Origin of the sequence: Ensifer adhaerens, assembly GCF_002940685.1 — a bacterium.
Taxonomy (GTDB): domain Bacteria; phylum Pseudomonadota; class Alphaproteobacteria; order Rhizobiales; family Rhizobiaceae; genus Ensifer; species Ensifer adhaerens_E.
Map to the genome: position 1 here is coordinate 229647 of NZ_PNFP01000006.1, position 20477 is coordinate 250123.

The 20477-nt window shown below is 56.4% G+C and carries 16 protein-coding genes; 5 read left to right on the forward strand and 11 right to left on the reverse strand.

Annotation, left to right across the window (positions count from 1 at the left end; genetic code table 11):
- Nucleotides 1–34: 34 nt before the first annotated feature.
- Complete coding sequence (locus C1A35_RS14025) at nucleotides 35–934, reverse strand: hypothetical protein (protein ID WP_104664911.1); 900 nt, start codon at nucleotides 932–934, stop codon at nucleotides 35–37.
- Nucleotides 837–1676 (reverse strand): hypothetical protein, encoded by an 840-nt coding sequence (locus C1A35_RS35945; RefSeq protein ID WP_158665065.1) that lies wholly within the window; start codon nucleotides 1674–1676, stop codon nucleotides 837–839. Before C1A35_RS35945 ends, C1A35_RS14025 begins: the two co-directional genes overlap by 98 nt.
- A 594-nt stretch (nucleotides 1677–2270) precedes the next feature.
- On the opposite strand from C1A35_RS35945, the gene C1A35_RS14035 reads away from it, so the two are divergent.
- A complete protein-coding gene (locus C1A35_RS14035) occupies nucleotides 2271–3749 on the forward strand; it encodes a polysaccharide pyruvyl transferase family protein (RefSeq protein ID WP_104664913.1) in 1479 nt (492 codons plus the stop codon).
- A gap of 68 nt (nucleotides 3750–3817) precedes the next feature.
- Here C1A35_RS14035 and C1A35_RS14040 read toward each other — a convergent pair whose 3' ends face one another.
- The 3 genes from C1A35_RS14040 to C1A35_RS14050 all read right to left on the reverse strand — a co-directional run bounded on the left by C1A35_RS14040 (nucleotide 3818) and on the right by C1A35_RS14050 (nucleotide 5273).
- A complete protein-coding gene (locus tag C1A35_RS14040; RefSeq protein WP_104664914.1) occupies nucleotides 3818–4102 on the reverse strand; it encodes a hypothetical protein in 285 nt (94 codons plus the stop codon).
- 317 nt (nucleotides 4103–4419) lie between these two features.
- The gene (locus tag C1A35_RS14045) at nucleotides 4420–4731 is read right to left on the reverse strand and encodes a cell wall anchor protein (RefSeq protein WP_104664915.1); all 312 of its coding nucleotides are present in this window, start codon (nucleotides 4729–4731) and stop codon (nucleotides 4420–4422) included.
- Nucleotides 4732–4973: 242 nt separating this feature from the next.
- Nucleotides 4974–5273, reverse strand: a complete 300-nt coding sequence (locus C1A35_RS14050; protein ID WP_104664916.1) for a hypothetical protein — start codon at nucleotides 5271–5273, stop codon at nucleotides 4974–4976.
- A gap of 113 nt (nucleotides 5274–5386) precedes the next feature.
- On the opposite strand from C1A35_RS14050, the gene C1A35_RS35950 reads away from it, so the two are divergent.
- Nucleotides 5387–6022, forward strand: coding sequence for a hypothetical protein (locus C1A35_RS35950; protein WP_158665066.1), 636 nt, complete (start codon nucleotides 5387–5389; stop codon nucleotides 6020–6022).
- Here C1A35_RS35950 and C1A35_RS14055 read toward each other — a convergent pair.
- From C1A35_RS14055 to C1A35_RS14075, 5 genes are all read right to left on the reverse strand, one after another.
- Nucleotides 5984–6853, reverse strand: a complete 870-nt coding sequence (locus tag C1A35_RS14055) for a DUF3427 domain-containing protein (protein WP_158665067.1) — start codon at nucleotides 6851–6853, stop codon at nucleotides 5984–5986. The two genes, C1A35_RS35950 and C1A35_RS14055, sit on opposite strands and share 39 nt — an antisense overlap.
- Nucleotides 6854–7270: 417 nt before the next feature.
- The gene (locus tag C1A35_RS14060; protein WP_104664918.1) at nucleotides 7271–9847 is read right to left on the reverse strand and encodes a Crp/Fnr family transcriptional regulator; all 2577 of its coding nucleotides are present in this window, start codon (nucleotides 9845–9847) and stop codon (nucleotides 7271–7273) included.
- 55 nt (nucleotides 9848–9902) lie between these two features.
- Entirely contained in the window at nucleotides 9903–11621 is a 1719-nt protein-coding gene (locus tag C1A35_RS14065) for an SUMF1/EgtB/PvdO family nonheme iron enzyme (RefSeq protein ID WP_104664919.1), read from the reverse strand.
- Nucleotides 11622–11658: 37 nt separating this feature from the next.
- Nucleotides 11659–12669 carry a RyR domain-containing protein gene (locus tag C1A35_RS35955; protein WP_158665068.1) on the reverse strand — a complete coding sequence of 337 codons (1011 nt, stop codon included), beginning with the start codon at nucleotides 12667–12669 and terminating at the stop codon, nucleotides 11659–11661.
- A gap of 991 nt (nucleotides 12670–13660) precedes the next feature.
- Complete coding sequence (locus C1A35_RS14075; RefSeq protein ID WP_158665069.1) at nucleotides 13661–14683, reverse strand: S1 family peptidase; 1023 nt, start codon at nucleotides 14681–14683, stop codon at nucleotides 13661–13663.
- 252 nt (nucleotides 14684–14935) lie between these two features.
- Between C1A35_RS14075 and C1A35_RS35960 the strand changes: the two genes are divergently transcribed.
- Together C1A35_RS35960 and C1A35_RS14080 are read left to right on the forward strand one after the other, a co-directional pair.
- Nucleotides 14936–15319, forward strand: a complete 384-nt coding sequence (locus C1A35_RS35960) for a hypothetical protein (protein ID WP_158665070.1) — start codon at nucleotides 14936–14938, stop codon at nucleotides 15317–15319.
- A 313-nt stretch (nucleotides 15320–15632) separates the two neighbouring features.
- Complete coding sequence (locus C1A35_RS14080; protein WP_158665071.1) at nucleotides 15633–17168, forward strand: autotransporter outer membrane beta-barrel domain-containing protein; 1536 nt, start codon at nucleotides 15633–15635, stop codon at nucleotides 17166–17168.
- A 42-nt stretch (nucleotides 17169–17210) separates the two neighbouring features.
- On the opposite strand, the gene C1A35_RS14085 is transcribed toward C1A35_RS14080, so the two are convergent.
- A complete protein-coding gene (locus C1A35_RS14085; protein WP_104664923.1) occupies nucleotides 17211–19547 on the reverse strand; it encodes a toll/interleukin-1 receptor domain-containing protein in 2337 nt (778 codons plus the stop codon).
- 560 nt (nucleotides 19548–20107) lie between these two features.
- Here C1A35_RS14085 and C1A35_RS14090 point away from each other — a divergent pair.
- Nucleotides 20108–20356 (forward strand): hypothetical protein, encoded by a 249-nt coding sequence (locus C1A35_RS14090; RefSeq protein ID WP_104664924.1) that lies wholly within the window; start codon nucleotides 20108–20110, stop codon nucleotides 20354–20356.
- The last annotated feature ends 121 nt before the right edge of the window (nucleotides 20357–20477 follow it).

The following is a 20477-nucleotide window of genomic DNA, read 5'->3' on the forward strand; positions in this document are numbered from 1 at the left end:
AAGCAGCTAGGCTCTTTGCAAGATACGGGCAGGCCTACCGACGAGCGGAGGTAGAAAGGCGACGGAAGGCAGGTGCATCCACAAGAACAGGCGCGACCTCCTTAGTTTGATCCAATGCATCAGTTAGATCATGCGGGACCACGGCACCCTCAGAGGTTCCGACGGTAAGATCAAGCAAACGCAGCAAAGCCTTCCCTTTGGGTTCATCGTCTATGAGCGCGAGCCTTTTCTCTTCGTTCTCGCTGTAAAGACCGCAGTCCATCATGGACCAGCACTCAAATGGCACCAAGAAGCGCGCGATCGTATCGACGGCCTCGGCGAACGCCCCTCTTGAGGTCGCAGGAAGATCGGCAAGAGCGCCGCTAACGCTAGGCGTTGCCAAGGAGCGTTCTTGTGGCCATACGTCACGAAGGAAAGGTGCAGCCGCGGACCGGAATAATGCTGCCGCGGATGCAGGTATTTCATGCTCTTCACCCTCAGGCTGACCGTCCTCAGGTGCCTTCTCGGAAAGCTCGCGGACGAATTGTTGGATTGCGTTCGCCGCCAACGCGCGAACTTCGTCGTCGAGCGTGCGCAACATTTGTTGAACCCGCGAGTTGGGAACGGCGGGATCGCGTCCTTCGCGGAAAGCGTGGAGCGACTCGATCGCGATGCTGAAGACCAGTCTTCGCCGCGTTTCCCGCCCGAGCCGGCGATCTGTCGCTCGCTCCGCCATCGCGCCGCCGATAATCTTCAAGACATCGGTGAAATGGGCCTGCCGAGCAATAGCACGCCAGAGCGCGAGCGATGCGCCATCGTCGTTCAGTAGAGGGGCAATCAGATGTTGCTGCGTCCAGTCAGGATCGGCGCGGAGGAAGTACGGCAGCTCCTCGATTAAACGATGCCGTGCAATCAAGCTGCTTCGTCCGGTTGAGGCAATCACGGCGTCGCGCATTTGCTGTTCTATCGATCCCTACCGCAAATGCCTGTGAACCAGGCCTGAGCGTCGGGCATGCCGCCAAGAACACACCGACAAGTTTTCCAGCAGGCGTGTTGAGCGTGTCGAGATCCATCGGCTCTCGATCATCGTCGATGGAGCGGGCCGTGACGCTGAGATCGGCGTCGTCGTCCTTTTCCGGTCTGATATTGGTCGCCTCAACTGCGATTGGCCAAACCCGCAACCATACGGGTAGCCCCAACGGGGCGGCCACAATCTGCCTTTCCCACGCGTCCAGCCAAGCGCTGATGCCTTCTATCGCGACCGACAGCGTTTCTACCGAGAGTTGGTTCAGAAGTGCCAGGACTCTTGTTGCGTCGTCTCGAAGATCGCGCGGTGCCTTGCCGGCAGGTTCTCGCGGCCTTGGAGAATGTGCCCAACCGAAACGGTTCGAGACTCTGGGGAAGTCATTTCCGCCGCTTCCTACAGCCTCGAAATCACCGAGGATAAGGGCCGCCTTTTCCGGTTGTTGCAACCAGTCTTTTGCCCGTTCGGCGGGATCGTCGTCCCAGCCGCCGCGGCTCGCAGAGAGCGCCGACTCAAGCGCACGCAGTCGGGCTGAGCCCCCGAGTGCGTCGTATCGATCATCGGGGTTGCGAGGAACCGATCTGACGGACGCCCCTTCTGGAAAGCCTTCATCGCTTGTCATTGCGGCGAGATCGGCAAACTGCACAATATGAGCGTCAAGCCATGACTTCATTTGGCTCGCATCGGCAAATCCGCTCACAGGCGTAGCTTACGCGCCCTACTTTGGCAGGTTAGCAAGTCCATCGAAACACTGTCGACGTTGACGGCAACTCTCCGGCCGGGGCTTTAGCCAACTGTAGAACAGTAAAAACCACACATATCTGGCGGTGCAAAAGCCCGTCATAATTGTGCAAACTTCCGAACCTAAACGAAAGCTGATCCGAATCATCATCTTTTGCAAATGGGCTTCATGATTGCACGGTATTTAAGCTATCCATTATTTATCCTTTCAATGTCGCTCGCTACAGCCACCATTCTGCCGGCCTACATTCTGCGTGACATATATCGGCTCTTCGCGCGTTACGCTCTGATAAGGATCCTGCTCATCCTCCTTTGTGTTTTCGGCCTGATCTACTGGGGGCCGTCGTTCTTCGACGTCAAATTGGCTCTCCAGTCGTGGCTGAAGTCGTAGGGTTTGACGCATCTTAAATCTGCTGTTGCCATCAGCGATCTTTCCCCCATGTTGATTGCCGAACGGAGATGCCGCCAGGCTTGACCCGTTTCTTTGAAACCTATTGTGTCGTCGCCATCGAAGGAGTCTCGGCACATGAAAAAAGCATTCGTTCTGCGGGAAGAGCCTTTTGACGGCTACAATTGGAATGTCGGGGATCACCTGATCCACGCCGGCGTGGATGCAATTGTTGACCATCTGGGCCAATTCACACGCACTTACATTAACAGAAAGCGGTTTGGCTTACCTGATCCCAGTGAGCAAGCGGACTTGCTGGTCTATGCCGGCATGCCCCAGTTCGCTGCAACGGATTGCGCCTCGATGGACGATCAGGCGTGGGCCATGCTCACGCACCGCTTCCCGTCGACTCGGGCCATCAACGTTGGGTGCGGTACAGGCTATGCATTGCATGTGAATAGGCTGTCCATCGCGGCAAACATGGTCTCGGAGTACTACAATAACTGGTACTACGCGGCACAGTCGGACGTGGCCTATGTCACGCGCGATCCGCTAAGCTGGCATTTCCTTGATCTCCTGGGCCTTGACGCAACGCTGGGACTTTGCCCCTCGCATTTCGCGGCAGCTCCGCCCGCCAATAAGAAGTATCGAGTTGGCGTATCGCTCGCCCATCCGGAAACGAAATTCGACCAGTCGCAAGAGTCTCGGCTTAGGTTCGAGCTCGGCGAGCTCTATCAATCTCTGTTGGCCCGGTACCCGGATGCTCTGGTGATTTGCCAGGAGCCCATCGACGTCGAGTGGGCGAAAGCCTTGGGTATAACCAACCTCGTGTTGCCGCAAACGGTAGCTGAGTTCTACGAGGCGTGTGGAAGTGTCGAGATGCTGATCTCGACAAGGGTTCACGCGACGGTATGCGCCGTTTTGCGCAATGTGCCGACCCTTCATCTCGCGATCGACGGCCGCTCCGATCTATTGACGCCATTGATGACGTGCGGCCTGAGCAAGCTGAACATATTCTGGCATTCACAAAATGAGATTTTGGATGCTGCGCAGGCGCTGGTCGAACAAGGCACGCGCATCGACCCGAGCCCGATCATTGATCGTTTCCGGTCGGCGACGGTGGATCGTCTGGCTACGTCGCTCAAGCACGTAGCGAAGAGGCGGTCTCAGCCTGGCAGTGTCATCGTGAACCCAGGACACGTCGCGAGGATGGCAGCCGGTGACGTAATCTTTCTGACCGCCGAGCATTTCAGGGCAAATGCGGGGAGCAACAGGGACGAGCGGATCGTTTTCCCGTTTGAGGGCATCGGAAGGCATGTGGTTTTCGGGCCTTACAAGCGCCTGCCGCGGGGAAGGTACGAGGTCCTGTTCGACCTTGAGTATTGGGGACGAGCCGGCTCTCTCGATTCTGAAATGACATTTGATATTGCTGTATCGGGGGATGTGCTCGCCGCGGACCGCATACGGCTCAGCGACCTCCTGACCAATCGCCGGATGGTGCGCATTGAATTTGATCACGAGCGCGACAAGCACGACGTCGAATTTCGTATTGAGGCCTTCGGTCATTCGGGGCAGCTCAACGTTGCCTTTTCTGGGGTGAGGCTGAAAGCTCTCTGAATCGGGGCGAGTATTGCCGGCTGTCGCTCCCATTAGCGACAGCCGGCGTCATCCACGGTCTGCGACGCCTACCGCTGTCCACCTTCCACTCTTTGCAGAATCTCTTTGATCACCTTCAGGTCACCTGACTGCTGGCTAACCAACGTTTGCAGATCCTTGATCGCAACGGCGGTAGAAGTCGACGACTGCTCTGTAGACGCGACGCGGTAGGCGAGATTGTCGATCTTCCTGACCTCGGCTTCAAGCGAACGAAATCGCTGTTCGCTCCTGGCTTCAATAGCGCTCCGCCATTTCTGAAGTTCCTCAATGTCCCTGCCCTTATTGACCCAAATCGTGACGCCGCCGACGCACATGCCGAGTGTTCAGGTTCCATTCGAGCTTCTGCGCGCGCTTCAGGAGTTCCATGTATCCATGCTCCTGCCCCATCCATGCCCCTCGTATGCAATGCCCACGTGCTGAAAATGGAGCCGCCCCCCGAGGATGAGAGCCGGCCCGATGATGCTTACTGTTGGTTCTTCGGCGCCACATAGGTCAGGACCGCCGGAAGACCGATCGTGAGCGCGTAGAGCGCGAGATAGCCGTACCAGTGCCTTCAGGCATGAAGGGAACACCGGCCGAACCGGCTAGGCGCCGCCAGCAGCGGCCGCTATGGCTTTCGAAACGCCGCCCATTACTGAGCCTCCTTGAGAGCGAGAGAGATGGTTGCATAGGCCGTGGCGACCACGACGAGCGCGTTTGCCGCAGTGACGCTGCCCGGATCCGCGCAGATGACGCGCACGCCGTTATAGGCGGCGGCTTCCTTGGCGATGGTCGATGCCTTGATGTTGCCCGAGGCCGAAGCAGCCACAAAGGCAGCATGGGCCGTTTCGAGCAGCGCGCAGGTCTTCGGCATACTGTTCTTGATCGCGCTGTCGATCGATCCGGTGGTCTGGCAGCCGGACAGCCCAAGAGCCGCCGCTGCTACGAAAAGCAGAGAACGCATGTGGTTTCCTTCGATGTTGGAGAGGGTTAGAGGCGTGCTTTGACTTCGGCGCGCATCTTGTCGCCGCATGCTTTGGCGCCGATGACGTTCGACGCGAACGGGAGCCAGGTGAAATCCCACTTCCCGGCTTGCTTGATGCCCAGGTTCGGCTGAACCTCTGCATGGGAAAGGATCGCCTTCGAGGTGACCGGGATTTTTTAGAACTCGGCAGGGTGCGCGATCACGTCCATGGCCCGGTGCCACTAGGTTTCCGTCATCGGGAACTTGCCGGCATGGAACGGGCTTTCGACGGCGCCGGCCATGCATGCGAGCGAGACGCCGGCGTTGCAGCCACGGGTATGGGCGGCATAGTCATCATCAGCCGTGTTCACGTTGTCGGCGATCGTGTGATCGCCGCGGACCACGGTTCCCGATCCCTCGACGATGAAGTGATAGTGCTCCTTGTCGAGATCGGATGCCCGGTAGGCTCCGGCACTCCAGTGCGCAATGATGCGCGACATCTTCACCGGCTGGAGCCATTCCAGCGGCAGGCGGTACGTCATAGCAATGTCCTTGTGAGTTGATGGCAGGCCACTCTACAACTTTCCGGAGATCTGTTTGATTGACCAAGTAGCGTTATGGCGAAGAGATGAGATGTTTACCGCCAAGAGGGACTATGAGCGACTTGTTCTCTACAAATGCGGCGAAGCTGAAAATTATGGAGAAGACTCTCTTTGAAGAGAGTCCAGAGATGATGATATCTCTAGGGTTATTCTTTCGGTGGCTCGCAGCGGTTGAGATACAACTAGATCGAAACCTGTGCCATGCAATTGGCCTTCGCGACTTTGAGGCCTATGAGATAATTTCAACTAGTCACTCGATCCCGAATAAAGTGAAGCGTTTGGAAGATGCTTTGAAAAAGCACGGCTCGAAAACATCTCCAGAGCTCCACGCTCGGCTCGGCTACCTGAATGAAACAGTGGTTACGGTGCGCAATAAGCTGGCGCACGGCTTTATCTTTCCGCAGGCTAAATCAATTTGCGTGGGCACAATGGGAAGAATGCCCGACCACGAACCAAATCCAGGAAGACCCCAACGTAGAAGCCCGGTTTTCTATGATTTTACAACATTGCGGCATCACACGTTGCGGCTACACGCTTTCCATGGGGACCTAGACCAAATCGCGAACGAGACGTGGGTGACGCCGCTCCCACAAACTATTGGAACGATTGAGTTCTCTTCGCCGCTACCGCAAAAACGCGGTGATGCTCAATCACGTGGCGGTGAACCCAATTCGGTTGCTGCCCTTTAGTTGTGACAGAAGCGTCGACGGCACCGCCTCACGTAGTCGCGATGTCACGGTAATCGACATCTCGCCTTTCCAGGTTTCGAAATCCACTTCGCCACAGTAGATGAATGGTGCCGGCTTGAGTCCGATCTTCTTCGTCTTTCGAACGAGCAAGTGGACGTGAAGACCGAGGGCTTGATGGTCACGGATCGTCTCGCCATGCTTCGATTGTTGCTTGGTCCTATTCTGACTTTGCCATGAGAATTCCGTGGCTGAGGTGAAGTGATCAGCATAGAGGTGCTCGTCCATCATCCCCTGCTTCTCCAAGGTGACGAGCAGAAAGATGTGAGGCGGTTTTGGCACAAAACCAGCGTTCCACGTCGCCTGATCGAAGGTTAGCCCGAAAGCTGGAGGGATAACCTTGCGCGAATAGCGTTCCCAAAGCCAAAGGCCTGCCTGTGACTGGGCCTGTACACCCATCGGCTCCATGCGCCAGACATCGCTTTGGTATCGGAATCGGACGCGATCGCCTTTGCCCGGAAGCCCGGCGTCGTCGCCGAACCATCCGCGAAGAATGGTGGACAAGCGATTGGATGAATCGTCGGCTCTCCGCACAACGTTAATTGCGATCTTGGCAACTGTAGCCTCCATCGGCTGATCGTCTACGATAACGTGCAGGGGCCCTTCCGGCAGCCGCCCTGCGCCCGACGTCGTCGCGAGGAATAAGATAGGTTGTCCGCTCGTGTTTCGGGCGACGCGGCAAACAGCTTCCGCCGGCTCATTGGGAACACCGCTTCTGCTCAAATATTGCGCAAGACGCCAATCGAGGATTTCCCGCAGAAGTTGGCTAAACATCGCCCTATCCCGTGGGACTTTGACTAAGCCGAATTGATCTTCTCGCAAGACAAAACACGGAGCGCCCTCGCTATCCCGGAGCTTCGTCAGGACATCGATCGGAAATCTTAACACGAGCGATCTGAGCGCTTTCCGATCTGCGAGATCGACAGAGAAATCCTCGCTCACCGGTCATATTGACTGATGCCCAAAGCCGGGGCACAAACGGGGCATCCACGGTCGCTCGCGGCGGGAAGATATAGGGAATTTCAAGGCATTCTGCCTAAGCCTCTGAAATCACGTGAGAATCCACGTTCCCCAGCCAATTCTCGTGCCGGGTACGCAAGGCTTGTCCGCGGTTGGCGTAGTAGCGTGGACCTAACTACTCGCGAGCAAACGGTCCGATTCTCAAGCCCATCTGGCCTTCCAACTTCTTGGTCATTTCTTTACGGCGTATAAGTCTCGCACCGGCCTTAGGACCGGGCCCGACTTCCACGAGACGGTCATCGGCGCAAATCGCGAGGGGGGGTAACCGGCTGCCACCGCCGACATCGCGAAGCTGGTTGTGGCGTATGGCTCGGCTGGAAGCGCAAGCGCGATATCGCCCGTTCCCATAAGATGAAGCATCGCATCCTCGTTAACCGTCAGTCCGCGCGCAAACACAGGACCATGATCGCATACGGCACGGACTGACTCGCTCCCAAATGCGAGCGCGAGTTGGCGGGCCAATGATATCGCAGTCCCGGCATCTTGGACGATGCGGTACCCGCTGATTCGTCGATCTTTCAGGCGCCGGACAGCGAATGAAAAGCGGGTAAATGCTTCGGCGGCGCTCTCATTCGCTTGAATTGAGCACGAGAACGCAAAGACAACACACGCAAAGGGATTGTGCTCTTTTTCACTTTTTCGAACCAAGTCAGATGGGAGCAAAGGCGCACTTACACAATCCACGTGTCCCCCAAGATCATTGAAGTTCGCGATTGTCTTGCGGGTGAGTTCCGACGCATCCTTGGCTGACACAGGTGCAACTGCCAGCATCACAGGTCGTGTCGACAGGCGCGCAGCAGCATGTAGCACCTGCCCTATCATTTCCTTGTTGCAATGAAAGTAATGAGCGTTCCTGTCTGCGGAAGGGATAGCTTTGTCCCAAATCACTCTAACGTCTGCTGCCCGATCGAGACAACGGTAGTATCTAGCGGTCCAATCGGTTCCTCCTACAATCTTCCCGATTGCCACCGAATGCTCTTGGAACTCTTCGATGGAGAACGGCAACGTTACATGCAAAGGGATTCCGGCACTGAGCGCGAGCTCCGCGAAAACAATGTCTGACCCGCAAGCCAACGCGGAATAGACGCCGGTGACGCTTTGTGCGGATAGCCAGCGTGTGAGTTCAAATCTGAGTCGCTCTTCCGCTTCTGCAAGCTCTGGAGCCGTGCGCCTGGAAGCAGCGAACAACTGCCCCGTAAAGAAGAGCGGCGCGCCGGGATCGGTAGCGGCCAACGGAGCCGCCATATCCTTATGGCCGATCCCGGCTATAAGCGAGAGCTGACGACGTGTGCTACCAATCTTACCTAAGTCCGCATCGGGCGACCTTCTTGCCGCCTGGAATGACGTGACTGCCTGTTCAAGGTCACCCAGTACAATTGATGCTTCACCTCGGCTTGCCCGAGCCCAATAACTATCTCCCGCGCGCGCGGCTTGTCTCAACGCATCGTGAGCGAGGCGCTCGGCCTGATTGTGCTCACCCGCCAGCTCGAAGAACGTCGCAGCATTCACAGCACAGTAGAAATTCGGGCCAACCTCATGGACCAGGCGATACGCTTCCGCAACAGCAATGAGATCAGAAGGAGGGATCGGCATGCGCCTGTTGGTCACTTCGTCTTTTAACAGGCGGGCGTGAAGCGCCCCGATATCTGTCACTAGCGCGCTTATGCGCCCCTTGAGAGTGGCGTCCATCCCCGCCCGCTCTCCGTCCTCGAGAGCATCGCCAATTTTTGCGCTCAAACCCGAATAAGAGTTATCCCACGCGACTCGCACCCTCTCCTTCAAGTCAGCAAGTGATCCTCCCCATTCGAGGCCAGCCGCAGAGAGTATCGATCTTGCTTGCTGCAGCGACGATAGCCGCGCGCTTACGAGAGCCAGCTGATGGGAAACAATCGGGTTTCCTGGAAACAAAACAAGCATGTCACCCGCAATTTGGCAGGCTCTTGGGAAGAGCCCCCCCGCAATCAATCGGTCGATAAGAGTAATCGCCTGTTCAATCTTGTCGGCCAAGTCTGGTGGCATTATGCTCGCGATAAGCTCCACGCGTGCAACGTCAGGCAGTGCGAAAGGGACGGTACTAACCAAACCGCGGGAGCCCCACGCCGCCAACCACATCGACAACAAACGGGGCGACATCCCAAGGTTGCTCGCCAAAGTGGCTTGCCGCAAACGTTCGTCGAATATGCCACGATTAGCTGCAACGTGGCCGAGATCGTCGAGCTGCGTAAGGATGTTCCTCGCAAAGCGAACCTCTGGATGAACAAACACTTTGTCTGCTTGACGCGAAATGATTTCGGCAAGCTTCCGAGATGTATGGCGGGTGAAGCGGCTGCTGAGGAGATGAGAACCAACAGCGACGGCTGAGAGCTCCGGAATAGGAATCGACAGCACTGTAACATCGGACAGCAACACCGCTGTCGTGATGCGTCTTGGCAATTCCTTGGACATGCCTCCTAACAAGAACTCCACGTCGCCTACAACGTCGTCCGCGGAGAGCCGAAAGCCAACCGAGGATTGCGAGAGACTACCGAATTGTATTTGCACCAAGGGACGGCGAGAGGCTGGCCGTTGTTCGGTAAGTATGAATAGGTTCTCGGATGCGTCCCCAACGCGAAACAGCCACTGATCAACTTCGGCGTTCAACGAATGTAGCTGTCCGCTCGCGGCCAGCTTTCTCTGCTCCTCCTCGGGCACTCCCTTAAAGAGAGGGCATGAAGCGATGATAGAGGCCTTTTGGGACAGGGAAGCCATGCCTTTTTTTTCCAAGTGATGCCAGCACCTGCTGACGAACGGGAAGTTGTCCGCGTCATTCCGGCTTCAAGGCACAGGCCATGCGCAAACCTACGGTCTCAAGGGTGTACGCCCTGCTGGATGGATCCCCTTGGCGTGGCGAGCGCGTGCGGGGGATCGGAGCGACCTTGCTCGTATCGACTTGATTCCAACGGGTCGCAAACGATCCGCCTATTACGGTCCCTACTGGACATTCTCCCTCACGAAGTCGGAAAGCGTCGCGATCGCAAGTGTCCGAAGGTCGCCGAACCCACTCCCAGACATTCCCCGTCATGTCGTAGAAACCACCAGAGTTGGCCGGAAAGGACGCGACTGGCATCGGGCGCCTACCGTCTTGTCCCTCTCCACAGCCCCAGCATGATGCTCTGCCTTCCAGGAACTCGTTGCCCCAAGAGTACTTCCAATCAGGCTCAACCAATGCCGCTGTGCGCCAGAGTGATTCAGTTGGAATAAAGTAACGTTCACATTTGCCGGCCTTTTTTGAATCGAGCCACTGCTGAAAATCGAGCGCATCCTCCCAAGTCACTCCTCGAACAGGCATGTTCCCCTGACCACCATCCTGGTCTGCAAAGTACCGAGAGCACCCGAACTCACGATAACAGGCATCCCACTCGTCAATGGAGATTTCCGTGCGAGACAGAGCCATTGGGCGGCGTGCGTGTTCAAACTCAACCATTACCGGACACGTAGGGCATTCGGTGAAGCTATTGGCAGAGCGCGAAACGAGCGCATGAGTCTGCGCCTGAAGCAAAGCGTTGGCAGCACTCGTATCGTCGGTCGCCATCGCCCGCGGGCCAACAGGCGACAGGAAGACAAAGTCACTTTCCATTCTGGGTTCATTGCGGAAGTCGAATGGCAAATTCGCAAACACGGGATCGTTCGGCCGCCCCACCCGACGGCTTTCCCTAGCCACGTGCGCGCGTATATAGGCGGCCAACTCCAAACCCATGATCATACCGTCGCCATCGTCATCCGCCGCTCCCAAGAGGCCTGCGGCGAACGAGTTTCCGAAGGGGTTATTGTTGTCGGGCACCGTCTGTCGGTCGCTCCCCGCGGTGAGAATGAGCCTGACGCGCTTTTCCAAGAGAGCCTCCACCCAGGCCGCGGTCTCGGAAGTGAAGCCCGTCGGCTTGCGGGCAAGAAGCTCGGAAACCGAGCCGCTTCTATTTGCCAGCGGGATCATGGCTCCCGAGAAACACGCGTTCACGAACACAAACACATGTCGGGCTGCTACCTTGCCCAATGCCCTTGCCAACTCGCCAACCGAGTATGCGCTTTGCTCGAATCTGGGGCCGAGAGGTGTCGTGTCACTTGTCACCAGGAACCCGAGGCCATCGGGGTCGGCCTCACGAGAGGCGTGGCCGTGTGTAGCTATATATAAGACAAGCCGGTATTCTGGTCTGTCGTGAGCTGCGACGAACGTCTGAATGGCCTCTATCATCTCGCCCCTCGTCATACGCCCATCGAACGGCCTTGGTTCGACTTGAAAACCCGCCGCCTGAAGAGCCAAGGTGGCACGCCTAACCTCCTCCTCCACCCATGGCAGGTCGTTCCAGCCTATTCCGTCGAAATCCGAAATCCCAATGACGAGCGCGAAGGAGTTCGTTTGGCCGAGTCGCTCTTCTAGCTTTTCCGGCGACGGTGACCCGACATTGTCCGACCCGGATACCGGGTCGACCACGGCAAATGCCGTGAGCAAGCAAAAGAAGCAGAGTAAAGATCTCAACCGTAACATGCAGTATACCCTCCGCCCAAATTCAGCGCGTGGTAGATCAGCTTACATGTGTTATCCGATAAGCGCGCCGCAGTAGGCGCGACAGCCTCGCGGCCAGCGGAGTGGCCGAGGCGAGAACGTCTCGCCCATTTGGCGAAATGACCAACTCGACCTCATGGCCTTCCAATATTGCACGCTCTGCGTCGGCTATTCCGTCTTCAGTCAATATTCGGCACAGCGCAACCTCGAACCGAGGAGCGGTCGCGCTAACCGAAGTCGTCTGCGGGCAACCGAGCGACGCCTCATATTCAATATGCTGCCCTGCAGACCTCAATAGGCTGGAAAGGCTTTCAATCTGCGACACGTCCTTCTGCTTGGCCTCTAGGCTGAGCTCTTCAAACGGAACTATATCGGGATGCAAGCCCGCTGTGTTGTCGCGGACCGGACCGTGCTTAAATCCGTCAATGTTCTTGGAAGCCATCCAACGGGAATGCTCCAAAACCGACAACCCTTCTACTGTCTCAGAAGGGAAATCCTGATGCGCCGAACAGGGGCCTTCGGCGACGCGCATTCCGAGACATGCCAATTTGTAATCAGCATGGTCGGCGGCACTTCGGTTGTCGTCTTTGACCCGCTCTGGCAGCAATCGCCATTCAATCGCCGAGGGACCGGCTGCTCGAGGTTCCGGGCTTACCGACTTGAGTTCATCAAGATAGGCATCATGTGCCGCCATTGCGCGACGATCGATTGTGGTCGTCAGCTTCGCAACGTCATGAAGCACTGGCGAGGGCACGCATCGGATCATTCCCGACACGCCGACATCAGTCACGAACTCGTCATAAACGACGATCGGAGGTATGGGCAATCGCAGCTTCAAGAGAACGCTCTCCCATCTCCTCGCCAACGCCATTGCCTCTCCAGACACGGGACCTGCGCAGTGCACAGAAAAGAGCGGAGGAGCCGACGCCGCGATCGCGGCTATCACGCGGTCGAAACCTTCTGCATCATCATCGTCCACTTCGGCCTCATTGATCGCAACCGCGATCGTCGCAGCCTTCAGTCGTGCCATCGCCGAGGCAGAAGGTTCGCTTCTCGTACGCAGGACGGACAGCCTCGCGGGAGCTACATCGATCCTGTAACCCTGCCGCCCCAAACGATATGCGATCTGCGTCAAGAGCGGTCCCGCCCCGCAAATGGCCGCGTGGTACGATCTCGCTCCTTCGACAGAGTATCGTCCAGGCATCGCGCAATTGACGCCAAGCCGCACCCTCACGGCCGACTGAGCAACTACCGCAAGCTCTACACGTAGCTCAGCCGCACGTTCAACGAAGCTGGATGTGCGCAAAGAACGTACAACCGGCTGCTCGATACGCAGAAGCACACGACGATCTACGATCAAGGGCTTATCCAACGCTCGATCCGCCACCGAAATGTTGTCCATGTCTCGGCTGGACACAGCTCCAACAAATGTCGCCCTACTCACACCAAGTTTAGCCGCGATGTTCCCCGCTTCTCGTGACCCGTTCACATACGTCACCTCGGCAAACGGGTATGCATTCTCGATATGCCACGCCGAAGACTTAGACGGCGCGACGATTGCGAGATCGTAGGTCGGCAGATTTTCCCCACGCACGATGGATCGCACATCCTCCAATGCGCCTACCAGAAGCCCTCTGGGCCCGCGTCTCGCGAAGTGAAGGCGCCTTGCTGGCCGAACAACAACTTCCCACAGTAATGAGATTGCAAGGACACCAACAGCGAGGCTGAGACCGCCTGTCGAAAATCGTAGGAAGAACGAACCTGCAGTCCCGCCGAGGAAGCAGGTTGGCGCAATTTTTAGAAGGACAGCGCCAAAAGCGTTACTGAAGTATTCTCTCCATGCCCACAGACTGTCCCCTGGCAAGGGAGCCGGCGAACAAAGAAAGATACCAGCCACGCCCGATGCCCATGCGAGGACCAGGATCAGGATGATCATCAAGCAGACATAGAGATGACGGCTGCTCGGTAGCATGTCTCTCACTGGTGCGCCGCGAAAACCCTTGCGAAAATAGGTCCTCTCGCTAGTTGATGTTGTCCGTTATCCAATCGGCCAGATCTCCGACGTCCGTATACACGCCGTAGAGCCCCTTGTGACCGCACGGCATGTTCGCATCGGACGGCCCCATGCCCCAGCTAACAATCCCGACCTGCACCGCATCCTGGCCGGTTCCAGCAAGCAACGGACCACCACTGTCTCCTTGGCAACTGTCCCGCTTGCCGCTCGCTACGCCGGCGCAGACCATCGTGTCGTCAAGGGGATCCGCAAAGTCGTTTGCGTCGATGACGACAGGCGCGCCTGCTTGGCCGGCCTCTTTTTCCGCCTCCTGCTTCAGCAGGTCTTTAATGCCGACGTTGCAGGTAGAGTTCGGAACGATGCTGATTTCCGCTTGCATCAGTTCTAACGGGAACGATTCGTTTTCCATCATCCCCCACCCTATGACCGTTGCCTTTGACTTTCCTGCGGCCGACCGGACCTTGGTCGCGATCGTTTCGGCCGGTCTGGCAAGCTGAATCAGCGCAGCATCGTGGCTCAACGTATCGGGGTCGTACTCAGGATGCGTCTTGATCGCAGCAACCTCGTGCCTAGCCCCGTCTGTCAGCTTGGTTGCCCCCACGAGTATCGTAATGCTTTCGGCTGGAAGCACGCCGCCTTCCTCTGCAACCACGCAATGTGCGGCAGTAAGAACCCAGTTCGGGGCTATCAGCGAGCCACCGCAAAATTGCGCCTCATATTGCGATGTGTTGCTATCATCTAACAGGGCACTGTCCAGCAGAGCGACTTGATATGGCCATGCACCTTCTTTCGCCGGGGTGCCGCCAAGGATCCGTCCAGGCTCCTTTCCCTTTCTTGCCCTTGGAACCGTGCCGTAAGGAGCCTTGTAGGCTTGATGGATCCGGTCGAGAGCAGCCTCAGCGTATTCGGGCTCGCCGGCGGCACCCACGGGCGCTGCGACACAGAGTGGCGTGGCGCAGGAAATAGCCAGAAACACTGATTTTAGTCGCTGAACTTGACACAAAGCGAACGGAAATCGCGCGTTGATCATATCCCCCTCCTGAGTTGAACAACGTTGGATTGTGTGCGCGTTTTCGAAAAAAAGAAAGTACGCATTTAATGGTAGGATCGCGGCTCGCATTCTATTGGAGACCACCGACGGCGGCACTTCGGCGATGCGAGTGCGGGCCCGCACAGCGCGCTTTTGCGCAATGTTGCGAAAAACCAAGTATGAATGCATGGCAAACCTTTCCTCACGAACCGAGGCACAACGCCAAACGGTCGAACAGAGGAGAAAATAGAAATGCTTGCCACCTTCCACTTTGCGAATGCTGTTAAGGCTGCATCCCTGGCACTCGCCGTAGCGCTGGGTGCGACGACCGCCGCTCATGCGGATGAGTACGAGCGCTGGATCGAGATTCAGAACTACGGCTCGAACGAAATCATCGACATCCGCATCACGGATATCGGCGAAGATTCCTGGGGCTACAACCTGCTCTTCGAGGATTACATCGGTGCCGGCGAGGACATGTACGTTGAGCCACTCGATTATGTCAACGGAGATTGCCTCTTCGACGTGCTCATCGAATACGCTGACGGATCCGAGGTAACGCTGTGGGAGGTCGATCTCTGCTCAGCCACGAGTTTGGCGGTCGACGAATGGGACTACGAAATCAGCTATATGTAGCCAGATCGCCAGAACATCCACCCTCCCACCGCCGCCTTAGCGGCGGTGCTCCTCTTTCAGCACCGTTTCCGCCGAAACACGTCTTAAATTCGCTCCCTGGGTCCCATCGGGCCGCCCCGATCGTGCACTAGCATCTGTTGTTTTTCTGCATCCACTGTTGGAAATTCTTCAGCGAATGCAACCCCCGTATTGCCATTCATCAAAAAACTGTGATCCTCAAGCGGAGTTCGGCGGGGGAAATTGGCGACCGCGAATAGTCCGCTCTATAGGTCGACCGACTCGTCTGCTGGCATCAACCGTCGAGGGGGACGTGATGCAGATAAGACGGCTGACTACGGTCCTGTGTACTTCTGTCCTGTTTTTTAACGGAGCGAACGCCCAAAACGCAAGTTTCGAAACTTACAGCGAAGCGCTGAGTTCTCTTCTTGGAGCTGGCTCGGCGAATTGCGGCTTTGGCGTTGTTCCATTCGACGATGACCTAACTATCCTGGAGGGAAACGATCAAGATGCGCCGGCGCGCACCGGACTTATAGGACCAAATCTTTCCCGTCACTGCTTTCCAAATACGAATAACAGCAATCTATCCGGCGGCTCCGTAATAGGAGGAAGTCTGTCGTCATTGCAGTCGACCCGAACTGTGTCTCAATTCGACATCACGCGCCGCCGGACCGCACCGTGTGATCCTGCGAAAGATCCAAAATGCAAGGAAGATGACAGTGAAAATACCGCTGTATCCAACTACTTTTATCATGGAAGTATAACTTCGTCAGGAAATTCCTTTCTTAGCCTTGTCAATGATAATGATGATGTAATTAACGCTATTGGTTTCATACCTTTAGACAGCTTTAGCATATTTGGACAATTAGAGTATCAAAGCTATCGTCAATCTGCCTCTAAATTTGAACCGCAGAAGAAGGTCGATATTTTCACCGCAGAAGCCGGGGCTATTTGGGACGTCTCGGTTGATAGTGTGGTGGGAATTAAAGGATTGTATTCGAATGGGAATGGCACGTCTCCCCGCCCAGAGACCGTGACTATTCTTGGGGAAGGACTATTGGCGGGGCAGGTATTCACAGGCAACTTTGAGAATCTCTGCGGCGTTCCCAGCGAAGGCTCAATTGACACAAACGAGTTTGAGGGATCGATCTTCTATCAAACCACTTTAATGCAAGACGGCTTCATCAATGCCGAACTTGGATTAAGTAAAACTCGCCTAAAATACCGCAACAGCTTCTGCACAATCAACTTAACCGACAAAGAAATCGCCCCAGACGTTAAGATACCTGTTCCAATAGAAGAGAGGGCCGGAATAATTAGTGGGAATCCAAATATTATTGGCCTTTCAACAGAAATCAATGCCGGGTATGATTGGAGATATAATGGCGTTGTAGTAGGCCCCCGTCTATCCTTCAGCGCCAATTGGAGGAAAGTCGAAAGCTATTCGGAATCGGAAGAGCCCGGCAGCTTGGATCACCCAATCACGGGTGCTAGCCTGCATTATGGGGACCAGGATATCTCATCCATCCAAACGCGGGTTGGGTTCGCAATCTCGAAACCTCTTGCGTATGATACTATGATTGTAGTCCCATTTTTGCAGTTGGATTACATTCATGAATTCGCAAATGACCAGCGCACGGTTTGGGCCACATTCGTGGAAGACGGCCGACCTGATCCCTTTGAATTCACTTTCAAAACAAATCCTCCCGACCGAGACTTCTTTGAGATCCGCACAGGCATAGTGGCAGAGATCTTCAGCGGCGGACTAGCTTACTTTGATGGTCGGGCGATACTAGCGAATGAACTTGTAGACAACTACGGCGTCACAGGCGGATTGCGGATATCCTTCTGAAAGTGAACGGGGTCGCTTCCCAAGCCGACCAACCTGGACGTCTCATTTTGGCAGCTTCGCCAGTTCGTTCTGCTTTGCGAGGAGATCTTCTTCATCCCGCATGTATTGGCCGATGTCGGGAAATCTCTCCCGTAGACCGCGTATAAGCTCAATAGCTGTCCGGACTTCCGCCTCACCGTCCGCTATGTTTCCCTGTCTCTGATAGAGATTCGCAAGTGCGGAGTGAACCTTGGCGATTTCGCGCAACCATATTGGCGGCACTTCATTGTTGTTTGTCATCTCCTCCAAGAGCAACAACGCTTCTCGGAATGAACGTTCCGCCGTTTCGTTCTCCCTTCCTTCTGTTGCTACTTCGCCGAACTGGATAAGCACGACAGCCAAGTCGAGTTTGTAGAAGGAGCGTTCAGGATCCTTCTTGAAGATAGTACGGCGACCCATAAGCGCTTTGGCGTACCAACGCGAAGACTCCTCCAACTTGCTCGTATCGCCGCCGCGCTTGTAGGCCGCAAACGCTATCTGACCTTGCCGCTCCTCAAGCACGCTGCGATCTCTCAACCATTCCTGATTAAGCGGATCATTGTTGAGAAGGCGCTCGGCGATGTGCAAAGCATCCCGAACATATTGTTCCGCCTGATGCAAATTCTGCCGCGATGTCGTGGTATCTGGGCTATCCGCCAAACGGAGGTGGGCGCTCGCCAATCGCTCCAGCAGGAGGGAGCGGTCCCGCTGCCAGTCGAGTCGTGAAGAATCGGATCCTGTGAGTTGGTCAGAAATCAGCAAGGCCTGCTGATAGCGCGCGAGGGATCCGGCGGCATCCATATCCACCGACAGGATCATGTCGCCGAGCCTTGTTAACGTGACCAGTTCGGTTCGCTGGTATTCGGTGTTATTGGATTCGGCGGAAATCAAGTCGGCTGCAGTCTCCGCAGCTTCCTGCTGCCGTGACAGCGCGTCGGAACGGCGATCCATCTCCACGAGCGTCGTGGCCAGCGATGAAAGCGCAGCCGTCAGATCTGCGCGATCCGATGGGGTATGCCTCTTCTGCATGAGCGCCTTGGTTGTCTCCATACATTTTTCGTAGGCGTCCACGGAAGCTGCGAGCTTCCCCCATTGGTAGTTATATGCGCCCAAGCGGCAATGCCCTTGGGCCAATTCGCGAAGCCACGGCAGTCCACCCGCCTTGGCTAACCATGCCTGAGACAGGGCAATCCTCGATTCTGCCGACGCAACTGCCTCACTAAGGGTTCCCCCATAGGTTCTTTCTTGGCCTTGAGCGTCGAGCAGTTTCAGCCGCAACGTTGCAATTGCCGCTGGATCGGGCGCCGAAGCCAGGCCGATCCATTCCAATGCCGATGGGGACCTTTGCTCCAACCGATCCAAGGTTGTCGCCGTTTCCGCGATGAGGGGCGCGACCTTAGTTCGCGATTGCTCATCGCCAATAAGATTGAACAGCTCGGCGAATTCCAGATTGAGCCGCGCGCGTTGAAATGCGAGCATCGGCGAGGTGTCTTCTTCCGAGATGAGCTTGCCGAAATCTGCCTCCGCAGATCTCAACAACTCCTGGATTACGTCTGACGGCACGCCGTATCGATCTCTGTATCGGACCGTGGCCCCTATTTGCCTAGCCGCACTTTCGACAGCGTCTTGAAGGCGTCGTTGGGCTGTACGGCTTTGTTCCAACGCAGTCCATGCCCCTATAACCGCGACAATAGCAAGGACAAGCATCCCAGCAGCAACGGCTTGAGCCACGCGACGTTGACGTCGATCCACCTCAGCCTGTCTTTGCGTGAGCTCGGCAAGGGAAACACCAAGCAGCGTCGCGATAATTTTGAGTTTCGCCAGATTGAAACCGTCACCGCCTCGTCCGTCCGCAGCCGGCTCCTGGATGTCGGCAGCCAAGGGCTCAGTCGATGAGCCATCCCCGCTTCGTAAGCCGACCAAGGCCTTTGGAAAAGCTCCCTGCGGCTCACGCAGAGGATCGTTGACGGCAGCCACACCGCGCACAATCACCGCTATGATGTTGTCCGATCGACCAAGCTCCCTGAAAAAGGAAATCTCCTTGTCGACCCATTTCGAGTTGGCGGCTGCGGGACTGCAGAGTACTATCAGGTACTCCGAGTTCTCCAGGGCCTGACGAATTGTTTGGCCAAGATCTGCTGAGGCCTTCAGGTCAGACCGATCCCGAAAGATCGGCGACACTCTCTCATTCCGATGGGGGCCCGATCGGCGGAGTGGTTTAGGTATTCTGTATGCCTCCAATGACCTCTGGAGTTTGTCTGCCGCGGGGCGGTCGGAAGAGGAGTAACTGACGAAAGCGCGGTATTTGTAGTTCGCGCCCTCCTCCCCAATCACGATTGCGTCTCCGGACCTCTTTCCCATGAAGGACAGCGCTGCACGCACGTTTGGCCCCCTCAGTGTTCGTGCCGGTGATTGCGAGTTATATTAGCGCATGCTCCACCAAGACGGGAGAATTTTCGTCATTCGCGGAATACTCCGTACCGGGGGACCAGAGACCGCAACACCTTGGTTGACGACAGAATGCAAGCGAACCGATTACGAGGCGGCCAAGACTGGAAATCAGCAAGTTAGCGCCCACGATCGCTTGCGATGGGAAAGCAGAGAGAATTTCAAGACCGCATCGATAAGCCATTGAAGTTATGTCCGGTTCGCCAACCAACTTTTCAAAGACAAGAGCCAGTACAGAACGTCCTCCGCCCGGGCAAACTCAGTTCGCCGTCATCGCGATCGATGCCAACGCTCGCAACTGCGCGCTTCCTGCGACATGTCTATCGTAGCATCGAGCGTGTCCCGTGGACGTTCTCGTTGGGCCGGCGACAGCGCGATTCGGGAGGCCTCACGGAGCACGATCTGGGTGCTGAAGTGAGAAAAGAGGCGCATAATCGTTCGCCATGCCCCAACGGTCAGGCGGAGGACGTCCGATGTTCGAGCCCGCGAGAAAAGCAGATGCGGCGTATGCGATCGAGTACTTCCAGGAAAACCCGGAGGCTGGGCTTTGCTGCGAAGATCGGCATTGGTGGATCACGCCGAACGCAAACGAAACCGACCACATGGTCCTGCTTGTCGATGCCATCGACGCCGAGCGGCTCAAAGACGATGCGCGCCTGCAAGTGGTGCCCGACATTGCTCACGCCGGCCGCTCGCTCTGGATCATGCGCGATATGCCCTAGAGGCCCGGCGACCAACCGGCCAGGGACTGACGACGCTAAAGCGCATCGCGATCTTTCAGATTCGCTCCGTGCGCTTTAAGTTATTGATTTAGCGCCTGTCTTTATCGCAAAACCACTGCGC

What these genes read in the sequence shown, in the direction of transcription:
- C1A35_RS14085 (WP_104664923.1), bottom strand. Translation starts at nt 19,547, where the DNA reads ATGGGAAAGAGGTCCGGAGACGCAATCGTGATTGGGGAGGAGGGCGCG.
- C1A35_RS14050 (WP_104664916.1), bottom strand. Translation starts at nt 5,273, where the DNA reads ATGACGTACCGCCTGCCGCTGGAATGGCTCCAGCCGGTGAAGATGTCG.
- C1A35_RS14035 (WP_104664913.1), top strand. Translation starts at nt 2,271, where the DNA reads ATGAAAAAAGCATTCGTTCTGCGGGAAGAGCCTTTTGACGGCTACAAT.
- C1A35_RS35945 (WP_158665065.1), bottom strand. Translation starts at nt 1,676, where the DNA reads ATGAAGTCATGGCTTGACGCTCATATTGTGCAGTTTGCCGATCTCGCC.
- C1A35_RS14080 (WP_158665071.1), top strand. Translation starts at nt 15,633, where the DNA reads ATGCAGATAAGACGGCTGACTACGGTCCTGTGTACTTCTGTCCTGTTT.
- C1A35_RS14065 (WP_104664919.1), bottom strand. Translation starts at nt 11,621, where the DNA reads ATGTTACGGTTGAGATCTTTACTCTGCTTCTTTTGCTTGCTCACGGCA.
- C1A35_RS14025 (WP_104664911.1), bottom strand. Translation starts at nt 934, where the DNA reads ATGCGCGACGCCGTGATTGCCTCAACCGGACGAAGCAGCTTGATTGCA.
- C1A35_RS14055 (WP_158665067.1), bottom strand. Translation starts at nt 6,853, where the DNA reads ATGTTTAGCCAACTTCTGCGGGAAATCCTCGATTGGCGTCTTGCGCAA.
- C1A35_RS14090 (WP_104664924.1), top strand. Translation starts at nt 20,108, where the DNA reads ATGTTCGAGCCCGCGAGAAAAGCAGATGCGGCGTATGCGATCGAGTAC.
- C1A35_RS14045 (WP_104664915.1), bottom strand. Translation starts at nt 4,731, where the DNA reads ATGCGTTCTCTGCTTTTCGTAGCAGCGGCGGCTCTTGGGCTGTCCGGC.
- C1A35_RS14075 (WP_158665069.1), bottom strand. Translation starts at nt 14,683, where the DNA reads ATGATCAACGCGCGATTTCCGTTCGCTTTGTGTCAAGTTCAGCGACTA.
- C1A35_RS14040 (WP_104664914.1), bottom strand. Translation starts at nt 4,102, where the DNA reads ATGTGCGTCGGCGGCGTCACGATTTGGGTCAATAAGGGCAGGGACATT.
- C1A35_RS14060 (WP_104664918.1), bottom strand. Translation starts at nt 9,847, where the DNA reads ATGGCTTCCCTGTCCCAAAAGGCCTCTATCATCGCTTCATGCCCTCTC.
- C1A35_RS35960 (WP_158665070.1), top strand. Translation starts at nt 14,936, where the DNA reads ATGCTTGCCACCTTCCACTTTGCGAATGCTGTTAAGGCTGCATCCCTG.
- C1A35_RS35955 (WP_158665068.1), bottom strand. Translation starts at nt 12,669, where the DNA reads ATGGCACGACTGAAGGCTGCGACGATCGCGGTTGCGATCAATGAGGCC.
- C1A35_RS35950 (WP_158665066.1), top strand. Translation starts at nt 5,387, where the DNA reads ATGAGCGACTTGTTCTCTACAAATGCGGCGAAGCTGAAAATTATGGAG.